Source organism: Homoserinibacter gongjuensis (assembly GCF_030161875.1).
Lineage (GTDB): Bacteria > Actinomycetota > Actinomycetes > Actinomycetales > Microbacteriaceae > Homoserinibacter > Homoserinibacter gongjuensis.
Window position 1 is genome coordinate 1,842,959 of record NZ_BSVA01000001.1, and the last position, 20,950, is coordinate 1,863,908.

The window sequence follows — 20,950 nt, forward strand, 5'->3', positions numbered from 1 at the left end:
CCATGTCCGATTCGCCGCCGTTCGACCCGCCCGAGTTCCATCCGGCCGAGGCATATCGCCCGGCCCTGCCCGAACATCCGCGCCCGATCGTGCTGGTCGGGGCGGGCGGGATCGTGCGCGACGCGCACCTGCCCGCGTACCGCAAGGCAGATTTCCCGGTGTGGGGCATCGCCGACATCGACATCGCCCGCGCCCGCACACTCGCGGACGAGTACGGCATCGACCGCGTCTTCGGCAGCGCCGCCGAGGCGATCGCCGCGGCGCCGGCCGAGGTGGTCTACGACGTCGCTCTCATGCCCGAGCACTTCCCGGCGACCCTGGAGCAGCTGCCGGACGGCGCGGCCGTGCTCGTGCAGAAGCCGCTCGGGCAGACCCTCGCCGACGGCATCGCACTGCGCGAGTTGTGCGCGCGCAAGGGCCTCATGGCGGCTGTGAACACCCAGCTGCGCTTCGCCCCGTACGTCGCGGCGGCGCGGCAGTTGATCGCCGACGGCGTCATCGGCGAGCTCTACGACCTCGAGATCCGCGTGCAGACCGACACGCCCTGGCACATGTTCCCGAGCGTCTTCGGGCTCCCGCGCCTCGAGATCAACATGCACAGCGTGCACTACATCGACCTCGTGCGGTCCTTCCTCGGCGACCCGAGCTCGGTGAGCGCCGTCACCGTGCGGCACCCCGAGAAGCCCGAGATCGCCAACACCCGCTCGACGATCCTCATGCGCTACCGCGACCGCCCCATCCGCGTGACGATCAGCGTCAACCACGACCACGCCTTCGGCTCGGGCTACGACGAGAGCTTCATCAAGTGGGAGGGCACCCGGGGTGCCATCCGCGCGCAGATGGGGCTGCTGCTGGACTACCCGACGGGCGGACCCGACAAGCTCGAGCTCGCGCTGCTGGCCGAGCGGGAGAGGGGCTGGGTGCCGGTGCCCTTCGAGGGCTCGTGGTTCCCGGATGCCTTCATCGGCTCGATGGGCGCCGTGCAGCGGTTCGTCGAGGGATCGGTGCCGTCGCTTCCGACCTCGGTCGACGACGTGCTGCACACCATGGCCGCCGTCGAGGCGGCGTACGAATCCGAGGCACGCGAGGGCGTGCCGATCGACATCACAGGGGAGACAGCGTGACATTCGCACGACGGGGGCCGATCGGGCAGGAGATCCCGGTGGTCATGCAGGGCGACACCGCCTATGACCTGCGAGGCCTCACGCACGACATCGACGGGGCCTTCCTGGCCTCGGGCGGGATCGCTGCGGCACGTGCCGCGCTCGCCGCGGGGGAACTGCCCGAACTCGAGACGGCGTCGCTGCGGGTCGGGGCGCCCATCGCGCGCCCCGGCAAGATCGTGTGCGTGGGGCTCAACTACCGCGACCACGCGGAGGAGACGGGCGCCGCCATCCCCGCCGAGCCGGTCGTCTTCATGAAGGACCCGAGCACGCTCGTCGGCCCGTTCGACACCGTGCTCATCCTCGCGGCTCCACCAAGACCGACTGGGAGGTCGAGCTCGGTGTGGTGATCGGGGCGACCGCGCGGTATCTCGACTCGCCCGCCGACGCCGCGGCGGTCATCGCCGGCTACGCAGTCTCGCACGACGTGTCCGAACGCGCGTTCCAACTCGAGCGGGGCGGCCAGTGGGACAAGGGCAAGAGCTGTGAGACCTTCAATCCGTTCGGGCCGGTGCTCGTGCCCGCCGACGAGGTGGAGGACGTGCAGGCGCTCGGCCTGCGGCTGCGGGTGAACGGCGAACTACGTCAGAACGGTTCCACCGCCGACATGGTCTTCTCGGTCGAGCACCTCGTCTGGTACCTCAGCCAGTTCATGGTGCTGCACCCGGGGGATGTCATCAACACGGGCACTCCGGCGGGCGTGGCGCTCGGGCTGGCCGGCAACCCGTACCTGCGTGCGGGAGACGTCGTCGAGCTCGAGATCGACGGGCTCGGCACCGCGCGACAGGAACTGGCCCAGGCATGAGCACCTTCGACGGTCTCGTCGCGGTCGTCACGGGCGGTGCCAGCGGCATCGGTCTCGCCACGGCGCACGCCTTCGCCGCGGCGGGCGCCCGGGTGGCCGTGCTCGACCTGAACCCCGAGGGGCTCGCGCCTAGCCTCACCGGCATCCGGGCGGATGTCACCGATCACGATTCGCTCGAGGCCGCGATGGCCGAGGTCGTCGAACGCCTCGGCGGCCTCGACATCCTCGTCAACAACGCGGGTATCAGCGCGATCGGCACGGTGGAGGAGCTGCCCGACACCGAGTGGACGCGCGTGCTCGACGTCAACGTGACCGGCATGGCGCGCGCTTCCGCTGCCGCCCTCCCGCACCTGCGCCGCTCGGCGCATCCGGCGATCGTGAACCTCTGCTCGATCGGTGCGCTGAACGGGCTCCCGCGTCGTGCCCTGTACAACGCCTCGAAAGGAGCCGTGCTCGCCCTCACCTACGCGATGGCGACCGACCACATCGCGGAGGGCATCCGGGTGAACGCGGTGAGCCCGGGCACGGTCTTCACGCCCTTCGTCGAGAACTTCCTGCAGAAGTTCGACGACCCCGAGAGCGAGCGTGCGGCGTTGGATGCGCGCCAGGCAACGGGCCGGATGGTGACGCCCGAGGAGGTGGCCGGTGCGATCCTCTACCTCGCGAGCCCCGATTCCGGGTCGACCACCGGCACAGCACTCGAGGTCGACGGCGGCGTGACCCACCTGCGGGTGCGGTCATGAAGCGCGTCGCCTCGGTGATCGGTCTGCCGCCCGAGAACCGCGCCGAGTACGAGCGTTACCACGCCGCGGTGTGGCCGGGCGTGCTCGCGCGACTGGCGGCGAGCCATGTGCACAACTACTCGATCTACCGGCACGGAGACCTGCTGTTCTCGTACTTCGAGTACACGGGCGACGACTACGAGGCCGATATGGCCGCGATCGCCGCCGACCCGGAGACTCAGCGTTGGTGGGCCGTGCAGATGCCGCTGCAGCGCCCCTCGAGGATCGCGCCGACGGCGAGTGGTGGAAGGATCTGCCGGAGGTCTTCCACACCGATTGAGCGCGGCCCGGGCCCCGCCCCGACTCAGTGCGTGTCGACGGCCGAGACCTCGCTGCGGTCGCCCGACCACAGCGTGTGGAAGGTGCCCTCGCGGTCGATGCGCTTGTAGGTGTGCGCCCCGAAGAAGTCGCGCTGCCCCTGCACGAGAGCGGCCGGCAGCCGGTCGGCGCGCAGCCCGTCGTAGTAGGCGAGCGAGGAGGAGAACGCCGGCGAGGGGATGCCCGCCTCCGCGGCGGCGACCACGACGCGACGCCAGGCCTGCTGGGTGCGGGTCACGGCATCCGCGAAGTACGGCGCCGTCACGAGCGCGACGAGGCCCGGGTCGGCGGCGTAGGCCTCGGTGATGCGGTTGAGGAACTGCGCACGGATGATGCACCCGCCCCGCCAGATCGCGGCGATGTCGCCCTTCTTGATGTCCCAGCCGTACTGCTCGGCCCCCGCCACGATCGCGTCGAAGCCCTGCGAGTAGGCGATGATCTTCGAGGCGTAGAGCGCCTGGCGCACGTCCTCGACGAAGGCGTCGGCGTCGTGGATGTCGAAGGTGCCGTCGGGCCCCGGCAGCTCGGCGGCGGCGGCGCGCTGGGCGGGCTTCGACGAGAGCGACCGGGCGAACACGGCCTCCGCGATGCCCGAGACGGGCACGCCGAGGTCGAGGGCGGTCTGCACCGTCCAAGCTCCCGTGCCCTTGGCGCCGGCCTGGTCGAGGATGACGTCGACGAGCGGCTCACCGGTGGCGGGATCTGTCTGGCGCAACACCTCGGCGGTGATCTCGATGAGGTAGCTCTCGAGCTCGCCACGGTTCCACTCGGCGAAGATGTCGGCGATCTCGGCGGGGCTCTTGCCGGTGCCGCGGCGGATGAGGTCGTAGGCCTCCGCGATGAGCTGCATGTCGGCGTACTCGATGCCGTTGTGGATCATCTTGACGAAGTGGCCGGCCCCGTCGGTGCCGACGTGGGTGACGCACGGCTCGCCCTCGGCGACCGCGGCGATCGAGCGCAGGATCGGCCCGAGCGTCTGCCATGCCTCGGCCGAGCCGCCCGGCATGATCGAGGGCCCGTTGAGGGCGCCCTCCTCGCCGCCCGAGATGCCGGCGCCCACGAAGTTGATGCCCGTCTCGCGCACGGCCTTCTCGCGGCGGATGGTGTCGGTGAAGAGCGCGTTGCCGCCGTCGACGATGATGTCGCCCGGCTCGAACACGCGCACGAGCTCGTCGATGACGGCGTCGGTGCCGCGTCCGGCCTTGACCATGATGATCGCGGTGCGCGGCTTCGCGAGCGTCGCGGCGAACTCCTCGTAGTCGCGCGCCGGCAGGAAGCCCGCCTCGGGGTGCTCGTCGAGCAGCTTCTGCGTCTTCTCGTAGCTGCGGTTGAGGATCGCGACCGTGTTGCCTTCGCGGCTCGCGAGGTTGCGGGCGAGGTTGGAACCCATCACGGCGAGTCCGACGACTCCGATATTGGCCTTGCCTGCGTTTCCGGACACGCGTGTGCTCCTCGAGATCTGGGGGTGGGGTGCGTCCAGGCTATCGCGTGACGCATTCCCGGATGCAGCGGGCGAGGTCGTGCCGCGCGGGGATGGATGCGAACGCGAGGGGAGGCGCCAACGAGGGGCGCGAGCTCGCGCGACTCGGCATGCCTGCCTCCCTGACAGCCGCCTGGCCGACGGCACCGTGCACGACGGGTAGCGCGTAGCTGGTTGAGGAGCGGCCGAAGGCCGCGTCTCGAAACCGGCGTCACGCCCGTGCGGGGTCGGGGCTTCGAGACGCGTCGCCCGTGGCGCCGCTCCTCAGCCACCTCGACAGGCGGGCCGCGATGCCTCAACTGAAGCCGAGGATCGCGCCCGAATCGAGATGCAGCATCTCGCCGCCGGGCGCCGCGATGCTCTGATCCCAGATCGAGCTCATCTCGGCCATCGTGCGCTGCATGATGGCGAGCATGGCGCTCGCGGCCTTGTCGGCGTTGCCCGACTGGATGGCGGTGGCCACGTCGACGTGCAGCTGCAGCGCCTCGGGGGCGGGGTAGCGCGGCATGAGGCCGTAGTGGGTGCGGCCGCTCAGCACCTCGTCGACGAGGTGGTGGAGTTTGGCGAACATCTCGTTGCCGCTGATCTCGAGCACGAGCGCGTGGAACTGGGTGTCGAGCCGCAAGAATCCCTCGGCGTCGCCTTCGCGTCCGGCCTGCCACAGCCGCCCGGCGAGGCCCACGAGTTCGGATGCCTGCGTGAGCGGGGTGCGGATCGCGGCCATGCGCGCCGCGGCCGGCTCGATCGCGCTGCGCAGTTCGGTGAGGAGCGCAGCTGCGCCACCCGGCTGGCTCCCGCGAGGCGCCACCGGATCACCTGCAGGTCGTAGACGTTCCACGCGGTGAGCGGCTGCACGGTCATGCCGACGCGCCGCTTGGGGGTGATGAGTCCGAGCGCCTCGAGGCCGCGCAGCGCCTCGCGGACCACCGGCCGGGAGACCTCGAATCGGCCCTCGACCGACTCCGTCGTGAAGGTCGCCCCCGCGGCGATCGTGTTGCCGCAGATCTCGCGCCCGAGCGTGTCGAACACCAGGTCGCGCAGGTCGCCCGTCGGCGCCGCGGCCGCGGTGGGGGCGTGTCGTCCTCGACCGCCTCGCTCATGGTCATGCACCGATCATATCTTTTGGGTCACAGAGTTTGATATGTATGACAAATAGGTTTAGCATCCTGTCACTAGGCAGATGTATAGGCGCGTCTGCTGCGGGCCGTGACGAAGGTGCACGGTCCCTGATGGGAGTTACAGTGAAGTACGGATCATCTGCCGCACGCGTTTTCGCGGTGGCAACAACAGCGGTGGTCGCGGCATCGCTCGTGGCATGCAGCTCGGACAGCGGCATCGACGAGGGTGACAGCATCGAGGGCACGACCATCCGCGTCACGCTGGCGAACCACGTGTGGACGGAGACCATCAAGGATCTGATCCCCGAGTTCGAGAAGGAGTCGGGCGCGAAGGTCGAGATCACCCAGCTCGCCGAAGACCAGCTCTCCGACCAGTACAACGTCAAGCTCAACGCGGGCACCGACGAGATCGACGTCCTCATGTACCGGCCGCTGCAGGAGAACAAGCTGTTCGCCGACAACGGCTACCTCGCGAACCTCACCGACCAGGTCGAGGGCGACAAGGAATGGGATTGGTCCGACTTCCAGGAGGGCCCCGCATCGCTCACCACGTATGACGGTGAGGTCGTCGGCGTGCCGATCATCACCGAGCGCACGGTGCTCTACTACCGCAAGGACCTGCTGCAGGCAGCCGGTCTCGAGGTTCCCACCACGCTCGAGGAGCTCGAGGCGGCCGCCAAGGCCATCCACGAGGCCAACCCGGATGTCGCCGGCTACGTCGGCCGCACCGGCAAGTCCGCCGCGGTGACGCAGCTGAGCGCGTTCCTCTACAGCTTCGGTGGCGACTGGCTCGACGGCACCGACTCGCTCATCGGCTCGGACGAGGCGCGTGAGGCGTACAAGTACTACGGCAACCTCATCAGCGGCTACACCAACGCCACGGTCAACCCCGAGATGAGCTGGCCCGAGGCCTTCGCCGTGTTCCAGCAGGGCCAGGCGGCGTTCATCGCGGATGCCGACAGCCTCTACAAGAACATGACCGACCCCTCGCAGTCGACGGTTGCCGACAACGTCGGATTCGCGGCGTTCCCCGAGGGGCCGGCCGGTTCGAAGCCCTACAACGTGGCGGCGTGGGCGCTCGCGATCAACGAGCAGTCGGCCAACAAGTCCGGCGCGTGGGAGTTCATCAAGTGGGCGACCTCGAAGGCCACCTCGCTCGAGATGGCGAAGCTCGGTGTCTCGGGTGCTCGTGCCTCGGTCTGGGAGGACCCGACCGCGAACGCGGACTACCCCGCTGAGCTGCTCGAGGCCATCAAGGTCAACGGTCAGAACGGCGTCGGCTACGACCGCCCGCTCGTGATCGAGGTCGCGAAGGCTCGCGAGATCGTCGGCGAGCCGATCGTCGTCGCCATCGCCGGCGGTGACGTGGACGCCGCGATCGACGCCGCCGACAAGGCGTTCGGCGAGTTCCTCCTCGAGGACGCCGAGTAGTCCCCTCTCCAGAATCAGCCTGCCGCCGCTCCGGCGCACCCGGGGCGGCGGCAGGCACCGGACGGATGACACCATGACTGCTGTACAGAACCGCACCCCGCGGCCCGCGGCGCAGCTGCCCCCGCGTGAACGCCTCAGCCGGTGGGCGAACAAGAACCGGAAGTGGCTGTTCGCCGGGCCCTCGATGGCCTTCGTGGCCCTGCTGCTGGTGATCCCCCTCGCGTGGACGCTGGTCCTCAGCCTCACCGACTCCAAGCGCTCGGTGCGCCGGCCCTTCGACTTCATCGGCCTCGAGAACTACGTCGAGGCCCTCACCGACACCGAGCGCTTCTGGCCCTCCGTCGGTCGCACACTCGCCTTCACCGGTGGCGCCCTCTTCTTCGAGCTGATCCTCGGCATGATCATCGCCCTGCTGCTGTGGAAGCCGTTCCGCGGTCAGGGCCTCGTGCGCACGATCGTGCTGCTGCCGCTCGTGGCCACTCCGGTCGCGGTCGGCATGATGTGGCGGTTGCTCTTCGAGCCCAACATCGGCTTCGTCAACGAGTTCCTCAGCTGGTTCGGCATCCCGGCGCAGCCGTGGCTCGCCGACCCGAACACCTCGCTCGCGACCCTGACCTTCGTCGACATCTGGCAGTGGACGCCCATGGTGGCCCTCATCCTGCTCGCAGGCCTCACGGGCCTCTCGGAGGAGCCGCAGGAGGCCGCCCGCATGGATGGTGCGAACGCCTGGCAGCGCTTCTGGTACGTGACCGTCCCGCTCATGCGCCCCGTCATCATCGCCGCCGTTCTGCTGCGCGGGATCGACGCGCTCAAGACCTTCGACATCCTCTACGCCACCAAGGGCAAAGGCGGGGGAGCCTTCCACGATGTGGAGACGCTCAACGTCTACGCCTACGGGCTGAGCTTCGACTACAACGAGTACGGCCTCGCATCCGCTGTGCTCATCCTGTTCTTCCTGATGATCCTCGCGATCATCTGGGTCATTCAGATGCAGAGAAAGGCCACGTCGTGACCGCGCTTGCCGAGGGCCGCGTGAGCGCGCCTGCCCGCCGCCGTCGTCGTCCGTTCCGCTGGGGCCCCGTGGGCCGCTTCGTCGGGCTCGCCGTGATCATCGTGATGTTCCTCGGCCCGATCGTGTGGATGGTGCTCGCGAGCTTCAAGCTCAACGTGCAGATCTACGACTCGAGCCAGGCCATCATCTTCGAGCCCACGCTCGAGAACTACGGCACGGTGTTCGATCCCCGACGCGGCAACTACCTCGTCTACATCTGGAACTCGTTCTTCATCGCCTTCATGGCCACGGGGCTGTCGCTCGTGCTCGCCGTGCCGGCGGCCTACGCGATGAGCCGGTTCCTCATGAACAAGTCGGCGACGACCGTACTGCTGGCGCGCATCATCCCGGGTGTGAGCCTGCTGGTGCCGTGGTACTACATCTTCGCCCAGCTGCGCATGACCGGCAGCTTCCTGCCGCTCATCCTGTCGCACATGTTCGTGTCGCTTCCGCTGATCCTCTACATCATGATGTCGTTCTTCGATCAGATGCCGGAGGAGCTCGAGGAGTCGGCGCAGGTCGACGGGCTGACGCCCATCCAGGCGTTCTTCCGGATCACGCTGCCGCTGTCGATCTCGGGCATCGCGACCGCGACGATCCTGTCGTTCATCTTCAGCTGGAACAACTTCATGTTCGCGCTCGTGCTCGCGGGGCCGTCGACCAAGACTCTGCCCGTGGCGATCTTCGACTTCATCGGCTACGCCTCGATCGACTGGGGAGCGCTCATGGCGGCATCCGTCGTCGTCACGACGCCGATCATGCTCATCGCGCTCTTCACCCAGCGATACATCGTGTCGGGCCTCACCGCCGGCGCCACGAAGGGCTGAGCATGGAGCAGGATCCCACCGTCTCGATCGTCGTGATGGGGGTGCAAGGGGTCGGCAAGACCACGATCGGCACCCAGCTCGCCGCGCGTCTCGGTGTGCCGTTTATCGACGGCGACCGACTGCATCCGCCGCGCAACGTGGAGCTGATGGCATCCGGGCACCCGCTCACCGACGAGGATCGCGAGCCATGGCTGCGCCGCGTCGGCGAGACGCTCGCCGAGCATCGGGCCACCGGAGGGCTCGTGATCGTGTGCTCGGCGCTGCGTCGTCGCTACCGCGACGCCCTGCGCAGCTTCGACTCCGAGGCGTTCTTCGTGGAGCTCTACGGACCCATGGAACTCGTGGCCGAGCGGATCGGACGGCGTACGCACGAATACATGCCGCCCGCCCTGCTGCAGTCGCAGTACGACACGCTCGAGCCGCTCGCGGCCGATGAGCACGGCATGCGCGTGAGCATCGAACCGGCGCCGGAGGTGATCGTCGACGAGGTGCTCGCGCGGTACCTCTCGACCGCGGAGGGTCGGTCGTGAGCGGGTCGCTGTCCGGGTCGCAGATCGCGCGAGTCGAGGCGTTCCCCGTCGCCCCGCGCTGGGTCTTCGTGCGCATCGAGACCGCCGACGGGCTCGTCGGCTGGGGCGAGGCGTCGCTCGAGGGCTACGCGGATGTCGTGTCGGCCGCCGTCGAGCAGTTCGCCGAGTACCTCGTGGGTCGCGACGCGGGCCTCATCGAGGACCACTGGCAGGTGCTCACCAAGGGCCAGTTCTACCGGGGCGGGCCGGTGCTCGCGAGCGCCGTCGCGGGCGTCGACCAGGCGCTCTGGGACCTGCTCGGCAAGCGCCTCGGCGTTCCCGTGCACGCCCTCCTGGGCGGCGCGGTGCGCGACCGCATCCGCGCGTACGGCTGGGTGGGGGAGACGACCCCTCCGAGGTCGCCGACCACATCTCGGCGCAGCTCGAGGTGGGTCTCACCGCCGTCAAGATGAACGCATCCGGACGGATGAGTCGCAACGGCTCCGTCGCGGAGCTCGACGCCGTCGTCGCCCGGGTGGCGAGCGCTCGCGAGGTGCTCGGACCGGACCGCGACGTCGCCGTCGACTGCCACGGGCGCTTCACGCTCGCCACCGCGCGCCGGCTCGCGCCGCTGCTCGAACCGCTGCATCCGTTCTTCATCGAAGAGCCCGTGGTGCCCGAGAACTCGCACATGATCGGCCACATGGTCGAGGCCACGACGATCCCGATCGCGACCGGCGAGCGGCTCTACAGCCGGCAGGAGTTCCTGCCCGTGCTGCAGGCGGGCATCGCGATCGCGCAGCCCGACCTCTCGCACGCGGGCGGCATCTCCGAGGTGCGGCGCATCGCGGCGCTCGCCGAGACCTTCGACGTCGTGCTCGCGCCGCACTGCCCGCTCGGGCCGCTCGCGCTCGCCTCGTGTCTGCAGGTGGGGTTCGCGACTCCCAACTACCTCATCCAGGAGCAGTCGATCGGCATCCACTACAACACCGGCGCCGAAGTGCTCGACTATGTCGCCGACACCGCGCCGCTGAAGTTCGTGGACGGCTCCTTCGAACGACTCACCGGCCCGGGGCTCGGCATCGAGATCGACGAGGCCGCCGTGCGGAAGGCATCTGCGGGGTGGGAGCGCTGGCAGAACCCCGTCTGGCGGCACGCGGACGGATCGGTCGCGGAATGGTGACCGTCGATCGCGACACTCTGCGGGCGCGCGTCGCGGCCGAGCGCATCGTGGCCATCGTGCGCGGTACCGACGTGGAGGCGACGATCGCCTCGGCGCGCACGCTGTTCGACGCGGGCATCCGCGTGCTCGAGCTGCCGCTCACCCTGGGCGGCGCGCACGAGGCGATCCGCGAGGTCGTGGCCGCGGCTCCCGCCGACGCGCTCGTGGGGGCCGGCACCGTGCTCACCCCGGCGCAGGTGGACGGAGCAGTGGAGGCCGGGGCGCAGTTCATCGTGACGCCCACGCTCAGCGGCTCGGTCGGCTACGCCATCGAGGCGGGCATCGGCGTGCTGCCGGGCGCCTACACACCCACCGAGATCCAGGCCGCGCACGACCTCGGTGCGGCCGCCGTCAAGCTCTTCCCCGCATCCGCTCTCGGCCCCGGCTACCTGCGGGCGGTGCGCGATCCGTTCCCGGATGCCCGCATCATCCCCGTCGGCGGAGTGTCGCTCGACAGCCTCGATGCGTTCTTCGCCGCGGGCGCCATCGCGGTCGGCGTCGGCGGACCGCTGCTCGGCGATGCGCCGACCCCCGGGGGCGACCAGCACGCACTCGCCGAGCGGGCGCGCGCCTTCCACACCGCTGTCTCATCCCTCGGCCCCGGCCGCTGACCCGGCTGCGAACCCCAGAACACAGGAGCACCCATGATCATCGACAAGGCAGAAGTCATCGTCACGAGCCCCGATCGCAACTTCGTGACGCTCAAGCTGACGACGGATGACGGCCTCACCGGGCTGGGGGACGCCACGCTCAACGGACGTGAGCTCGCGGTGGTCGCCTACCTGCAGGAGCACGTCGTGCCGCTGCTGCTCGGACGGGATGCGCACCGCATCGAGGACACCTGGCAGTTCCTGTACCGCTCGGCGTATTGGCGGCGGGGTCCCGTGACGATGGCGGCGATCGCCGCTGTCGACATGGCGCTGTGGGACATCAAGGGCAAGGCGGCCGGCATGCCGGTGTACCAGCTGCTCGGCGGCGCGTCGCGCACCGGCCTGCTCGCCTACGGCCACGCATCCGGCAAGACCCTTCCCGAGCTCTTCGACTCCGTGCGCGCGCACCAGGAGAAGGGCTACAAAGCGATCCGCATCCAGGCGGCCGTACCCGGGCTGAAGTCGATCTACGGCATCGCGTCGAACGCGACCTACGAGGCCAACTCCGGCGTGCGCTACGACCACGAGCCTGCGCAGCGCGGCGGGTTGCCGAACGAGGAGGACTGGGACACCCGCTCCTACCTGCGCCACATCCCGACCGTCTTCGAGGCCGTACGCAACGAGTTCGGCCCCGAGATCCCGCTGCTGCACGACGGGCATCACCGGATGACGCCCATCCAGGCGGCGCAACTCGGCAAGTCGCTCGAGCCGTACGACCTGTTCTGGCTCGAGGATTGCACCCCGCCGAGAACCAGGAGGCGCTGCGCCTCGTGCGTCAGCACACCACGACGCCGCTCGCGATCGGCGAGATCTTCAACACCGTGTGGGACTACCAGCAGATCGTGCGCGAGCAGCTCATCGACTACGTGCGCTCCGCGGTGACGCACACGGGCGGCATCACGCATCTCAAGAAGGTGCTCGACTACGCCTCGCAGTACCAGATCAAGTCGGGCATGCACGGGCCGACCGACATCTCGCCGGTCGGCATGGCGGCCGCGATGCACCTGGGGCTCGCGATCCACAACTTCGGCATCCAGGAGTACATGCAGCACGGCGAGAAGACCGACCAGGTGTTCGAGCAGTCGTACACCTGGAACGACGGCATGCTGCATCCGGGAGATGCGCCGGGTCTGGGTGTCGAGCTGAACACGGACGAGGCGGGTAAGTACCCCTACGTGCAGGCGTACCTGCCCTACAACCGCCTGGCCGACGGCACCGTGCACGACTGGTAGGGGGCTCCGTCGGTCGGCGGCTTCGAGACGCGGCTGCGCCGCTCCTCAGCCACCTCGACAGGCGCCGTGCGGCACTCAGCTGGTTGAGGAGCGCATCGCGAAGCGATACGCGGCTCGAAACCGGGGTCGCCGTGATTTGTAAATATGTAAGGACAAAGTTAGGCTAGCCGCATGACCGAGCAGCCGATCATCCCCGACGCCGAGCGTCTCGAGGTGATCGCGCTCGGCCGATCGGGAGTCGACCTCTACCCTCTGCAAGACGGTGTGGGCCTCGCCGAGGTGAGCACCTTCGGCAAGTACCTCGGGGGCAGCGCGACCAACGTCGCCGTCGCCGCGGCACGCCACGGCCACCGGGTGGCGATCATCACGCGCGCGGGGAGGACCCCTTCGGCGACTTCGTCGTCTCCGAAGCGGGCCGGCTCGGTGTCGACACACGCTACATCTCGCGCGTGCCGGGCCTCCCGACGCCCGTGACGTTCTGCGAGATCTTCCCGCCCGACGACTTCCCGCTGTACTTCTACCGGTTGCCCAAGGCTCCCGACCTCGAGATCGAGGCCTCCGAACTCGATCTCGACGCCATCCGCGCCGCCCGCATCTTCTGGGCGACCGTCACCGGCCTCAGCCAGGAGCCGAGCCGCACCGCGCAGCTCACCGCTCTCGCCGCGCGTGACCGGCAGGGCACGACGGTGCTCGATCTCGACTACCGGCCGATGTTCTGGTCGGATCCCGCCGAGGCGAGCGGATGGGTGGCGCGCGCCCTCGAGCACGTCACGGTCGCGGTGGGCAACCGCGAAGAGTGCGAGGTGGCGGTCGGCGAGACCGACCCCGATCGGGCGGCGGATGCGCTGCTCGAGCGCGGCGTGCGGCTCGCGATCGTCAAGCAGGGCCGCGCGGCGTACTCGCGAAGACCGCAGACGAGCGGGTCGAGGTGCCGACGCATCCGGTGCAGGTGGTCAACGGCCTCGGCGCGGGTGACGCCTTCGGCGGCGCGCTGCTGCACGGCCTGCTCGAGGATTGGCCGCTCGAGCGCACCCTGCGTTTCGCGAACGTCGCGGGAGCGATCGTCGCGGGGCGGCGCGAGTGCTCGACGGCGATGCCGTTCACCGACGAGGTGCTCGCCGAACTGGGGGAGGCATGACTGCGCCCGACGTCGCGCTGCTCGACAGCTGGCGGGCCGAGAACCCCGGCAGTGCGGGCGAGCGCTACGCCGCGCGCACCCGCCGTCCGCTGCTCGCAGACGATGGTCGGCTCTTCATCGTGGCCGCCGACCACCCGGCGCGTGCCGCCCTCGGCGTCGGGGCCGACCCGCTCGCGATGGCCGATCGCCGGGAGCTGCTCGGCAAGCTCGTGCGCGCCCTCGCGACGCCGGGCGTCGACGGGGTGCTCGCGACCGCCGACATCCTCGACGACCTCGCCGTGCTGGGGGCGCTCGAGGGCAAGGTGGTGGTCGGTTCGCTCAACCGCGGCGGCCTGCGGGGCGCCGCGTTCGAGCTCGACGACCGCTTCACCGGGCCCGGCATCGACGCCATGGCCGACACCGGCTACGACATGGCCAAGCTGCTGCTGCGCATCGACCGCGACGACCCGGGCAGCGTGCGCACGCTCGAGGCGTCGGCGGCGGCCGTGACGCGCGCGGCGGAGCGCCGGATGCCGATCATGCTCGAGCCGTTCCTCTCGCGCCGCGTCGACGGGCGGGTGGTCAACGATCTCAGCCCCGATGCCGTGATCGAGTCGATCGCCGTCGCATCCGGACTCGGCGCATCGAGCGCCTACAGCTGGCTCAAGCTGCCGGTCGTCGCCGAGATGGATCGCGTCATGCGCGCGACCACCCTGCCGACGCTGCTGCTCGGCGGTGACGGCGGCGCGAGCCTCGACGAACTGCTGCACCTGTGGCGCGAGAGCCTGCGACTTCCGGGCGTGCGTGGACTCGTCGCCGGCCGCTCGCTGCTCTACCCCGACGGGGGCGACAGCGACGCAGCCGTGGCCGCCGCCGCCCGCGCCGTACACCAACCCTGAAGAGGAGAACCATGTCTGCCACCCCCGACGTCGTGTCGCACTGGATCGGCGGCGCCCGCACCCGCGGTGGCTCGCCGCGTACCGCGCCGGTCTACGACCCCGCCACGGGCGCGGTGCAGCGCGAGGTCGCGCTCGCCGACGTCACCGACGTGGATGCCGCGGTCGCGGCCGCAGCCGAGGCGTTCCCCGCGTGGTCGGAGCTCTCGGTCTCGCGCCGTCAGCGCGTGCTGTTCCGGGCGCGCGACCTGCTCGAGCAGCGCATCGACGAGCTCGCCGCGATCATCACGTCCGAGCACGGCAAGGTGCTGAGCGACGCCGCGGGCGAGATCACGCGTGGGCTCGAGGTGATCGAGCTGGCATCCGGATTCCCGCAGCTGCTCAAGGGCGAGTACTCCGACAACTTCTCCACGGGGGTCGACGTGCACTCGATCCGCCAGCCGCTCGGCGTGGTGGGCGTCATCAGCCCGTTCAACTTCCCCGCCATGGTGCCGCTGTGGTTCGTGCCCATCGCCATCGCATCCGGCAACGCCGTCGTGCTGAAGCCCTCGGAGAAGGATCCGTCGGCCGCGCTCTGGATTGCGGAGCTGTTCGCCGAGGCGGGGCTGCCCTCGGGCGTGCTCAACGTCGTCAACGGCGACAAGGTCGCTGTCGATCGCCTGCTCGAGCACCCGCAGGTGGAGGCGATCTCGTTCGTGGGCTCGACGCCCATCGCGCGCTACGTCTACGAGACGGCGACCGCGCACGGCAAGCGCGTGCAGGCGCTCGGCGGCGCCAAGAACCACATGCTCGTGCTCGCCGATGCCGACCTCGACGGGGCGGCCGATGCGGCGATCAACGCGGGCTTCGGCTCGGCGGGGGAGCGCTGCATGGCGGTCTCGGTCGCCGTCGTGGCCGAGCCCATCGCCGACGCGTTCATCGCGGCCGTGGCCGAGCGGATGTCGGGCCTGCGTGTCGGCGACGGCCGACGTGGGTGCGACATGGGTCCGCTCATCACGCGCGAGCACCGCGACCGTGTGAGCGGCTACCTCGATATCGCCCTGGCCGACGGCGCGCGCATCGTCGTCGACGGGCGCGGGGTCGAGCCCGACGGCGCGGCCGACGGGTTCTGGCTCGGGCCGACGCTCATCGACGGGCTGCCGACGACATCCGCCGCCTACCGCGACGAGATCTTCGGGCCCGTGCTCGCCGTCATCCGGGTGCCCGGCTATGCCGAGGGCATCGAGCTCATCAATGCGAACCCCTACGGCAACGGTGCGGCCGTGTTCACCCGCGACGGCGGGGCGGCGCGGCGCTTCGAGCGCGAGGTCACCGCCGGGATGGTCGGGGTGAACGTGCCGATCCCGGTGCCGGTGGCGTACTACTCCTTCGGAGGCTGGAAGGCATCCGCGTTCGGCGACACGAAGGCGTACGGGCCGCAGGGCTTCCACTTCTTCACCCGCGAGAAGGCGATCACCCGCCGCTGGCCCGAGCAGGCCGCCGGCATCGACCTGGGCTTTCCGGTCGCGGGCTGATCAGCGCTCGACGAGGGTGATCTCGAAGGTGTACAGGTCGGGGACGTAGCAGTGGGAACCGGTCTCAACGCTCGCGCCGGAGTCGTCGAAGACGACGCGCGTCATGGTGAGCACGGGCGCGCCCGCGGCGATGCCCAGCAGCGGGGCCTCGTCGCGGGTGGCCGCGCGTGCGCCGATCGTCTGACGGGCGACGCGCATCGATACGCCGCGGTTGCGGAGGATCGCGTAGAGGCCCTGTTCTTCGAGCTGTTCGGGGGTGATGTCGCTGAGCCCCGGCGGCAGGTGGTTCTCGAGCACCGCGAGCGGCACGCCGTCGGAGAGCCGCAGCCGGCGGATATAGAGCACCGGGGCGCCGGGGGCGATGCCGAGCTGGGATGCGACCGCGGGCGATGCCGGCACGAGTTCGTGGCGCAGCACCTGGGTCGTCGTGGCGTGGCCGCTGCGCGTGAGGTCTTCGTGCAGACTCGAGAGCTCGAGGTGCCGGTGCACGCGCGCCCCCACCACCTGGGTGCCGACGCCGCGCCGCCGCACGAGCAGGCCGCGGTCGACGAGGTCTTGGATGGCGCGCCGCATCGTGGGACGCGACACCCCGATCCGTTCGGCGAGCGCCACCTCGTTCTCGAGGCGGCTGCCCGTCGGCAGGGTGCCGTCGGCGATCGCCTCACGCAGGCGCGTGGCGATCTGGTGATAGAGCGGCAGATGGCCCGTGCGATCGAGGTCGTGCAGCACGTCGCCGAGCTCGATCGGGGTGCGGTCGGTGGGCGCGCGGTCGGCGGGCGTGCTGTCGGCCTGCATGCGGCTCCTTCGCGTCGGGTGCGCCCATGCGACGACAGGGCTTGCCAATATGTAATAACAAATACACGGATGCGCGCAACACGGTCGCGCGGAACGGGAGGGCGGCGATGACCGCACAGACGATGTCGGCCGTCGTGAAGCGCGGAGACGGGGTGGAGGGCATCGAGATCGCCCAGGTCGAGGTGCCGACGGCGGCGCCTGGGCAGGCGGTCGTCGACGTCGTGGCGGCGGGCATCTGCGGCACCGATGTGCACATCGCGCACGACGAGTACGCGCACGAGCGCCCCGTCGTGATGGGGCACGAGGTGCTCGGTGTCGTGGCCTCGGTGGGGTCGCCGGATGATGCCCACTGGGTGGGTGCGACGGTCGCGCTCGAGACGTACTTCGCGGCGTGCGAGGTGTGCGAGCTGTGTCGCGCGGGACGACGCAATCTGTGCGCGAACCGTCGGTCGATCGGGTCGTTCCGCAACGGCGGCTTCGCGTCGCAGCTGCTCGTGCCGGTGATCAACCTGCACCGCCTGCCCGAGACCCCGGTGAGCTCGACGGCGTGCTGAGCGAGCCGCTCGCGTGCGTGGCGCAGTGCCTGCTCGACCCGCCCGTCGTGCAGCCGGGCGACCGCGTGCTCGTGACGGGTCCCGGGGCGATGGGCCAGCTTGCGGCGCAGGTGGCGCGGGCGTCAGGTGGCGAGGTGACCCTCGCCGGCCTGCCGGCGGATGCGGAGCGGCTCGCGGTGGCGGCATCGATCGGCATCCGCACCGAGACGGGCACCCCCGAGGAGGGCGCCTTCGATGTCGTGATCGAGTGCTCGGGCAGCGCGCCGGGTGCGGCGACCGCGCTGCGCTCCGCGCGTCGGGGAGGCCGCTACGTGCAGGTGGGCATCTTCGGGCGCGACGTGGCGCTGCCGTTCGACCTGGTGCTCTACAAGGAGCTCACGGTGACGAGCGGCTTCGCCTCCACCCCCACCTCATGGCGTGCCGCGATGCGCCTGATCGAGGCGGGGGATGTGGTGCTCACCCCGCTCGTGACCCGCCGCGTGCCGCTCGCCGACTTCTTCGACGCCCTGGATGCCGCCCAGCGCGGCGAGGGACTGAAGACGGTCGTGGTGCCGTAGCGCGGCAGCTCACCCCGGTGGTTGAGGAGCCGCGCAGCGGCGTCTCGAAGCCGCCGCGCTCAGGTGGTTGAGGAGCGGCGCAGCCGCGTCTCGAAGCCGCCGCACTCCGGTGGGTGAGGAGCCGCGCAGCGGCGTCTCGAAGCCGCCGCCCCATAGGCTGGCACCATGTCCGGCCGCCTTCGCGTCGTCATCGCCAGCCCGCTTTCGCGGGAGCTCGTCGAGCTGCTCGCACGCGACGAGCGCCTCGAGATCGTGTGGGAGCCCGAGCTGCTCACCGATCCCGAGATCGACTGGATGGTGGGCCCGAAGCAGCGCACGCCCGAAGAGCAGGCTCGCTTCGAGCAGCTGCTCGACTCGGCCGACGCCCTCTTCGGCGTGCCCGACCAGTCGGGCCGCGCCCTCGGCCGCACAGTGCGCGCCAACTCTCGGCTGCGGTGGGTGCACACGATCCCGGCGGGCGGCGGCCAGCAGGTGCGAGCCGCGAAGCTCGACGACGGCGACCTCGAGCGCGTGCTGTTCACGACATCCGCGGGGGTGCACGCCGAACCGCTCGCGGAGTTCGCGGTGTTCGGCGTGCTCGCGGGCGTCAAACGTCTGCCGTGGCTGCTCGGCATGCAGCGCGCCAAGCAGTGGGGGCCGCGCGAGCCGCTCGGCGCGCTCACCGAGACCACCGTGCTCGTCGTGGGCCTCGGCGCGATCGGCCGGCTCACCGCCGCGCACCTGACCTCGCTCGGATGCCACGTCGTCGGCGTGCACCGGCGCGAGGTCGACGCCGAGGTGGAGCGCATCGTTCCCGTCGAGCAGTTCGCCGATGCCGCATCCACCGCCGATGCGATCGTGCTCGCGCTTCCGGGCACCGACCAGACCCGCGGCATGCTCTCGGCGGAGGTGCTCGCGGCGATCAAGCCCGGCGCGACCGTCGTGAACGTGGGGCGCGGCACGACCGTCGACGAGCCCGCCCTCATCGAGGCGCTGCAGGACGGCCGCGTCGGCCTCGCCGTGCTCGATGTCACCGCCACCGAGCCGCTACCCGCCGACAGCCCGCTGTGGGAGCTGCCGAACGTCCTGCTCGCTCCGCACACCGCGGCCATCAGCCCCCACGAACCGCGCCGCATCGCCGAGCTCTTCGCCGAGAACGCGCGGCGGCTGCTCGATGGCGAGCCGCTGCTCAACGTCGTCAACACCCGCGAGTTCTACTGACCGCATCCGTTCCGCCCCCACGAGAGGACCCCACCGTGCGCACCGTCATCAGCCTCGTCGTCGCCCTCCTCGCCTCGCTCTTGGGCACCGTGCTGCTCTGGTACGGCGGCGGTCACGCCGTGTTCGAGCTGGGGCGTTTCGCCGCCGAGGGCGCGGGCTTCTTCCCGCTGCTGGTGGCACTCGGATGCCTGCTGCTGGCGGGGGCGGCCGTCACCGTGCGCTGGTCGCGGGCGGGGGTGATCGCCGCGGGCGCCGTGCATGTGCTCTTCTCGCTGCTCGGCATCCTCGTGCCGTTCCAGCCGATGGACGGGATCTCGTCGCCCACGACCCAGCTGCTGGGCATGCTCTTCGACGTCGACCCGGCCCTCGCGACGGGCGGCTACTACTTCGTCGCCTTCGGCGCCGGCCTCCTCATCGGCTTCGCGCTGCTCGGGGTCGGCATCCTCGCCCGCCGCGGCCGTCCGACCGTGCTCGCGCGCGTGCTTTCCGCCGTCGGCGGCCTGCTGGCGCTCGGCGCCTGCGGGTGGGCCTTCGCGGCGGGCGGCGACTTCTACCGTCGCACCTTCCAGATGCTGGACTGGGATGCCGTGACCGCGGTCACGCTCGTGGTGGCGGCCCTCATCTTCGGCGCGCTCATCGCGCTGTCGGGTCGCAGCGCGATCGGCAGCTGGATCGCGGGCGGGGTGATGTCGCTCGTCGGGGTGATCCTGCTGGTCGCCGACCCGGTCGCCTACGCGGGGTTGGGGTCGGAGGTGCTGATCATCCTCCCGGTGCTCGGGTGGAGCGGCGCGATTCTCGCGGTCGGCATGACCGTGCTCGGGCTTGCGCTCGGGGTCACGCTGCGAGCTGCGGCATCGGCGGGCGCCGAGCGGCACACGGCATCCGGCTTCACCCAGGATGCTGCCTCCGGCGCCGTGTAGACTCACGGCTGAACTTCGGCGAGGGTTTCGCCCTGCATGCAGGCGGAACCGTGATCGACGCGGTGGTAAGGCCCTCAGTCTTTCCTCACGCTGTTGCGCGTTCGAGTTGAAAACAAACCACGACGGGCCCTGAGCCCACCACAAGGAGTCACCATGTCCGACGACAACAAGCTCGTCGCGGAAGCCCGCGACCAGTTCGGCAAGGGCGCTGCCCGCAAGATCCGCGCGGCGGGCAAGATCCCCGCTGTCATCTACGGCCACGGCTCCGAGCCGCAGCACGTGACCCTGCCCGGCCACGAGGTCAGCCTCATCCTGCGCAAGGCGAACGCCCTGCTCGACCTCGAGATCGGCGGCAAGAGCCAGCTCGCGCTCGTGAAGGACGTGCAGAAGGACCCGGTGCGTCAGATCATCGAGCACATCGACCTCATCGTCGTGAAGAAGGGCGAGAAGGTTCAGGTCGAGGTGCCGGTGCACGTCGTGGGCGAGGCCGCCCCCGGCACCGTGCTCGAGCAGGAGGCGCACACGCTCCTCGTCGAGGTGTCGGCCGTGGCGATCCCGGAGGCGCTGCAGATCAGCGTCGAGGGCGTCGAGGCGATCACCCACCTGCCCGCGACCGAGGTCGTGCTGCCCGAGGGCGCCGTGCTCGTGAGCGACCCGGAGACGCTCGTCGTGAGCGTCGTGCTGCCGACCGTCGCGGCGGTCGAGGAAGAGGCTGAGGCGCCGGTCGCGGCTGCCGAGGCCCCCGCCGCCGAGGCCGAGGCTGAGGCCGCCGAGTAACCTCCGCCACCCCTGGTTGAGGAGGGTCACAT

Annotated in this window: 20 protein-coding genes and 4 pseudogenes; 20 read left to right on the forward strand and 4 right to left on the reverse strand. The window is 70.3% G+C overall.

Going from position 1 to position 20,950, the window contains the following annotated elements:
- Nucleotides 1–2 precede the first annotated feature (2 nt).
- The 4 genes and pseudogenes from QQK29_RS10010 to QQK29_RS10025 all read left to right on the forward strand — a co-directional run bounded on the left by QQK29_RS10010 (nucleotide 3) and on the right by QQK29_RS10025 (nucleotide 3,139).
- Nucleotides 3–1,124, forward strand: coding sequence for a Gfo/Idh/MocA family protein (locus tag QQK29_RS10010; RefSeq protein WP_284299971.1), 1,122 nt, complete (start codon nucleotides 3–5; stop codon nucleotides 1,122–1,124).
- Nucleotides 1,121–1,968 (forward strand): annotated as a pseudogene (locus tag QQK29_RS10015) (fumarylacetoacetate hydrolase family protein). The gene QQK29_RS10010 and the pseudogene QQK29_RS10015 overlap by 4 nt, the downstream one beginning before the upstream one ends.
- Entirely contained in the window at nucleotides 1,965–2,711 is a 747-nt protein-coding gene (locus QQK29_RS10020) for an SDR family NAD(P)-dependent oxidoreductase (protein ID WP_284299973.1), read from the forward strand. Before QQK29_RS10015 ends, QQK29_RS10020 begins: the two are co-directional and overlap by 4 nt.
- Nucleotides 2,708–3,139, forward strand: a complete 432-nt coding sequence (locus tag QQK29_RS10025) for an L-rhamnose mutarotase (RefSeq protein WP_284299975.1) — start codon at nucleotides 2,708–2,710, stop codon at nucleotides 3,137–3,139. The genes QQK29_RS10020 and QQK29_RS10025 overlap by 4 nt, the downstream gene beginning before the upstream one ends.
- Here the strand turns inward: QQK29_RS10025 and gndA are convergent.
- The 3 genes and pseudogenes from gndA to QQK29_RS17970 all read right to left on the reverse strand — a co-directional run.
- The gene (gene gndA, locus QQK29_RS10030; protein ID WP_284299977.1) at nucleotides 3,055–4,509 is read right to left on the reverse strand and encodes an NADP-dependent phosphogluconate dehydrogenase; all 1,455 of its coding nucleotides are present in this window, start codon (nucleotides 4,507–4,509) and stop codon (nucleotides 3,055–3,057) included. The two genes, QQK29_RS10025 and gndA, sit on opposite strands and share 85 nt — an antisense overlap.
- 334 nt (nucleotides 4,510–4,843) lie before the next feature.
- Nucleotides 4,844–5,356 carry a FadR/GntR family transcriptional regulator gene (locus QQK29_RS10035; RefSeq protein ID WP_284299979.1) on the reverse strand — a complete coding sequence of 171 codons (513 nt, stop codon included), beginning with the start codon at nucleotides 5,354–5,356 and terminating at the stop codon, nucleotides 4,844–4,846.
- A 104-nt stretch (nucleotides 5,357–5,460) separates the two neighbouring features.
- Nucleotides 5,461–5,658, reverse strand: a pseudogene (locus QQK29_RS17970) (hypothetical protein); the annotation flags it as partial.
- Between the two features lie 167 nt (nucleotides 5,659–5,825).
- Here QQK29_RS17970 and QQK29_RS10045 point away from each other — a divergent pair.
- From QQK29_RS10045 to QQK29_RS10090, 11 genes and pseudogenes are all read left to right on the forward strand, one after another.
- Nucleotides 5,826–7,097: an ABC transporter substrate-binding protein gene (locus QQK29_RS10045; RefSeq protein ID WP_284299982.1), complete on the forward strand. Its 1,272-nt coding sequence runs from the start codon at nucleotides 5,826–5,828 to the stop codon at nucleotides 7,095–7,097.
- A 73-nt stretch (nucleotides 7,098–7,170) separates the two neighbouring features.
- Complete coding sequence (locus QQK29_RS10050) at nucleotides 7,171–8,109, forward strand: carbohydrate ABC transporter permease (RefSeq protein WP_284299984.1); 939 nt, start codon at nucleotides 7,171–7,173, stop codon at nucleotides 8,107–8,109.
- Nucleotides 8,106–8,975: a carbohydrate ABC transporter permease gene (locus QQK29_RS10055; RefSeq protein ID WP_284299986.1), complete on the forward strand. Its 870-nt coding sequence runs from the start codon at nucleotides 8,106–8,108 to the stop codon at nucleotides 8,973–8,975. Before QQK29_RS10050 ends, QQK29_RS10055 begins: the two co-directional genes overlap by 4 nt.
- 2 nt (nucleotides 8,976–8,977) lie before the next feature.
- On the forward strand, nucleotides 8,978–9,505 hold the full coding sequence (locus tag QQK29_RS10060) for a gluconokinase (protein ID WP_284299988.1): 528 nt from the start codon (nucleotides 8,978–8,980) through the stop codon (nucleotides 9,503–9,505).
- Nucleotides 9,502–9,957, forward strand: a complete 456-nt coding sequence (locus QQK29_RS17975) for a hypothetical protein (protein ID WP_348533847.1) — start codon at nucleotides 9,502–9,504, stop codon at nucleotides 9,955–9,957. The genes QQK29_RS10060 and QQK29_RS17975 overlap by 4 nt, the downstream gene beginning before the upstream one ends.
- Nucleotides 9,933–10,667: a galactonate dehydratase gene (gene dgoD, locus QQK29_RS17980; protein WP_348533848.1), complete on the forward strand. Its 735-nt coding sequence runs from the start codon at nucleotides 9,933–9,935 to the stop codon at nucleotides 10,665–10,667. Before QQK29_RS17975 ends, dgoD begins: the two co-directional genes overlap by 25 nt.
- On the forward strand, nucleotides 10,661–11,317 hold the full coding sequence (locus tag QQK29_RS10070) for a bifunctional 4-hydroxy-2-oxoglutarate aldolase/2-dehydro-3-deoxy-phosphogluconate aldolase (RefSeq protein ID WP_284299990.1): 657 nt from the start codon (nucleotides 10,661–10,663) through the stop codon (nucleotides 11,315–11,317). Before dgoD ends, QQK29_RS10070 begins: the two co-directional genes overlap by 7 nt.
- A gap of 33 nt (nucleotides 11,318–11,350) precedes the next feature.
- Nucleotides 11,351–12,588: pseudogene (gene manD, locus QQK29_RS10075) on the forward strand (D-mannonate dehydratase ManD).
- A 171-nt stretch (nucleotides 12,589–12,759) separates the two neighbouring features.
- Nucleotides 12,760–13,726: pseudogene (iolC, locus tag QQK29_RS10080) on the forward strand (5-dehydro-2-deoxygluconokinase).
- On the forward strand, nucleotides 13,723–14,604 hold the full coding sequence (locus tag QQK29_RS10085; protein WP_284299992.1) for a Cgl0159 family (beta/alpha)8-fold protein: 882 nt from the start codon (nucleotides 13,723–13,725) through the stop codon (nucleotides 14,602–14,604). Before iolC ends, QQK29_RS10085 begins: the two are co-directional and overlap by 4 nt.
- Nucleotides 14,605–14,615: 11 nt before the next feature.
- Complete coding sequence (locus QQK29_RS10090; RefSeq protein WP_284299995.1) at nucleotides 14,616–16,115, forward strand: CoA-acylating methylmalonate-semialdehyde dehydrogenase; 1,500 nt, start codon at nucleotides 14,616–14,618, stop codon at nucleotides 16,113–16,115.
- On the opposite strand, the gene QQK29_RS10095 is transcribed toward QQK29_RS10090, so the two are convergent.
- Nucleotides 16,116–16,910: a GntR family transcriptional regulator gene (locus QQK29_RS10095; RefSeq protein ID WP_284299997.1), complete on the reverse strand. Its 795-nt coding sequence runs from the start codon at nucleotides 16,908–16,910 to the stop codon at nucleotides 16,116–16,118.
- A 107-nt stretch (nucleotides 16,911–17,017) separates the two neighbouring features.
- Between QQK29_RS10095 and QQK29_RS10100 the strand changes: the two genes are divergently transcribed.
- The 5 genes from QQK29_RS10100 to QQK29_RS10120 all read left to right on the forward strand — a co-directional run bounded on the left by QQK29_RS10100 (nucleotide 17,018) and on the right by QQK29_RS10120 (nucleotide 20,918).
- Nucleotides 17,018–17,464 (forward strand): alcohol dehydrogenase catalytic domain-containing protein, encoded by a 447-nt coding sequence (locus QQK29_RS10100; protein WP_284299999.1) that lies wholly within the window; start codon nucleotides 17,018–17,020, stop codon nucleotides 17,462–17,464.
- A complete protein-coding gene (locus QQK29_RS10105) occupies nucleotides 17,458–18,021 on the forward strand; it encodes a zinc-binding dehydrogenase (protein WP_284300001.1) in 564 nt (187 codons plus the stop codon). The genes QQK29_RS10100 and QQK29_RS10105 overlap by 7 nt, the downstream gene beginning before the upstream one ends.
- Before the next feature lie 165 nt (nucleotides 18,022–18,186).
- Nucleotides 18,187–19,221 carry a D-2-hydroxyacid dehydrogenase gene (locus QQK29_RS10110; protein WP_284300003.1) on the forward strand — a complete coding sequence of 345 codons (1,035 nt, stop codon included), beginning with the start codon at nucleotides 18,187–18,189 and terminating at the stop codon, nucleotides 19,219–19,221.
- A 35-nt stretch (nucleotides 19,222–19,256) separates the two neighbouring features.
- Complete coding sequence (locus QQK29_RS10115) at nucleotides 19,257–20,141, forward strand: hypothetical protein (protein WP_284300005.1); 885 nt, start codon at nucleotides 19,257–19,259, stop codon at nucleotides 20,139–20,141.
- 153 nt (nucleotides 20,142–20,294) lie between these two features.
- Nucleotides 20,295–20,918 (forward strand): 50S ribosomal protein L25/general stress protein Ctc, encoded by a 624-nt coding sequence (locus QQK29_RS10120; protein WP_284300007.1) that lies wholly within the window; start codon nucleotides 20,295–20,297, stop codon nucleotides 20,916–20,918.
- Nucleotides 20,919–20,950: the final 32 nt, after the last annotated feature.

Excerpts from the sequence above, each read along its gene's own strand:
- QQK29_RS10050 (WP_284299984.1), top strand. The coding sequence starts at position 7,171 with ATGACTGCTGTACAGAACCGCACCCCGCGGCCCGCGGCGCAGCTGCCC.
- QQK29_RS10090 (WP_284299995.1), top strand. The coding sequence starts at position 14,616 with ATGTCTGCCACCCCCGACGTCGTGTCGCACTGGATCGGCGGCGCCCGC.
- QQK29_RS10095 (WP_284299997.1), bottom strand. The coding sequence starts at position 16,910 with ATGCAGGCCGACAGCACGCCCGCCGACCGCGCGCCCACCGACCGCACC.
- QQK29_RS10070 (WP_284299990.1), top strand. The coding sequence starts at position 10,661 with ATGGTGACCGTCGATCGCGACACTCTGCGGGCGCGCGTCGCGGCCGAG.
- QQK29_RS10120 (WP_284300007.1), top strand. The coding sequence starts at position 20,295 with ATGTCCGACGACAACAAGCTCGTCGCGGAAGCCCGCGACCAGTTCGGC.
- QQK29_RS10100 (WP_284299999.1), top strand. The coding sequence starts at position 17,018 with ATGACCGCACAGACGATGTCGGCCGTCGTGAAGCGCGGAGACGGGGTG.
- QQK29_RS10060 (WP_284299988.1), top strand. The coding sequence starts at position 8,978 with ATGGAGCAGGATCCCACCGTCTCGATCGTCGTGATGGGGGTGCAAGGG.
- QQK29_RS10020 (WP_284299973.1), top strand. The coding sequence starts at position 1,965 with ATGAGCACCTTCGACGGTCTCGTCGCGGTCGTCACGGGCGGTGCCAGC.
- QQK29_RS10010 (WP_284299971.1), top strand. The coding sequence starts at position 3 with ATGTCCGATTCGCCGCCGTTCGACCCGCCCGAGTTCCATCCGGCCGAG.
- QQK29_RS10110 (WP_284300003.1), top strand. The coding sequence starts at position 18,187 with ATGTCCGGCCGCCTTCGCGTCGTCATCGCCAGCCCGCTTTCGCGGGAG.
- QQK29_RS10085 (WP_284299992.1), top strand. The coding sequence starts at position 13,723 with ATGACTGCGCCCGACGTCGCGCTGCTCGACAGCTGGCGGGCCGAGAAC.
- QQK29_RS10025 (WP_284299975.1), top strand. The coding sequence starts at position 2,708 with ATGAAGCGCGTCGCCTCGGTGATCGGTCTGCCGCCCGAGAACCGCGCC.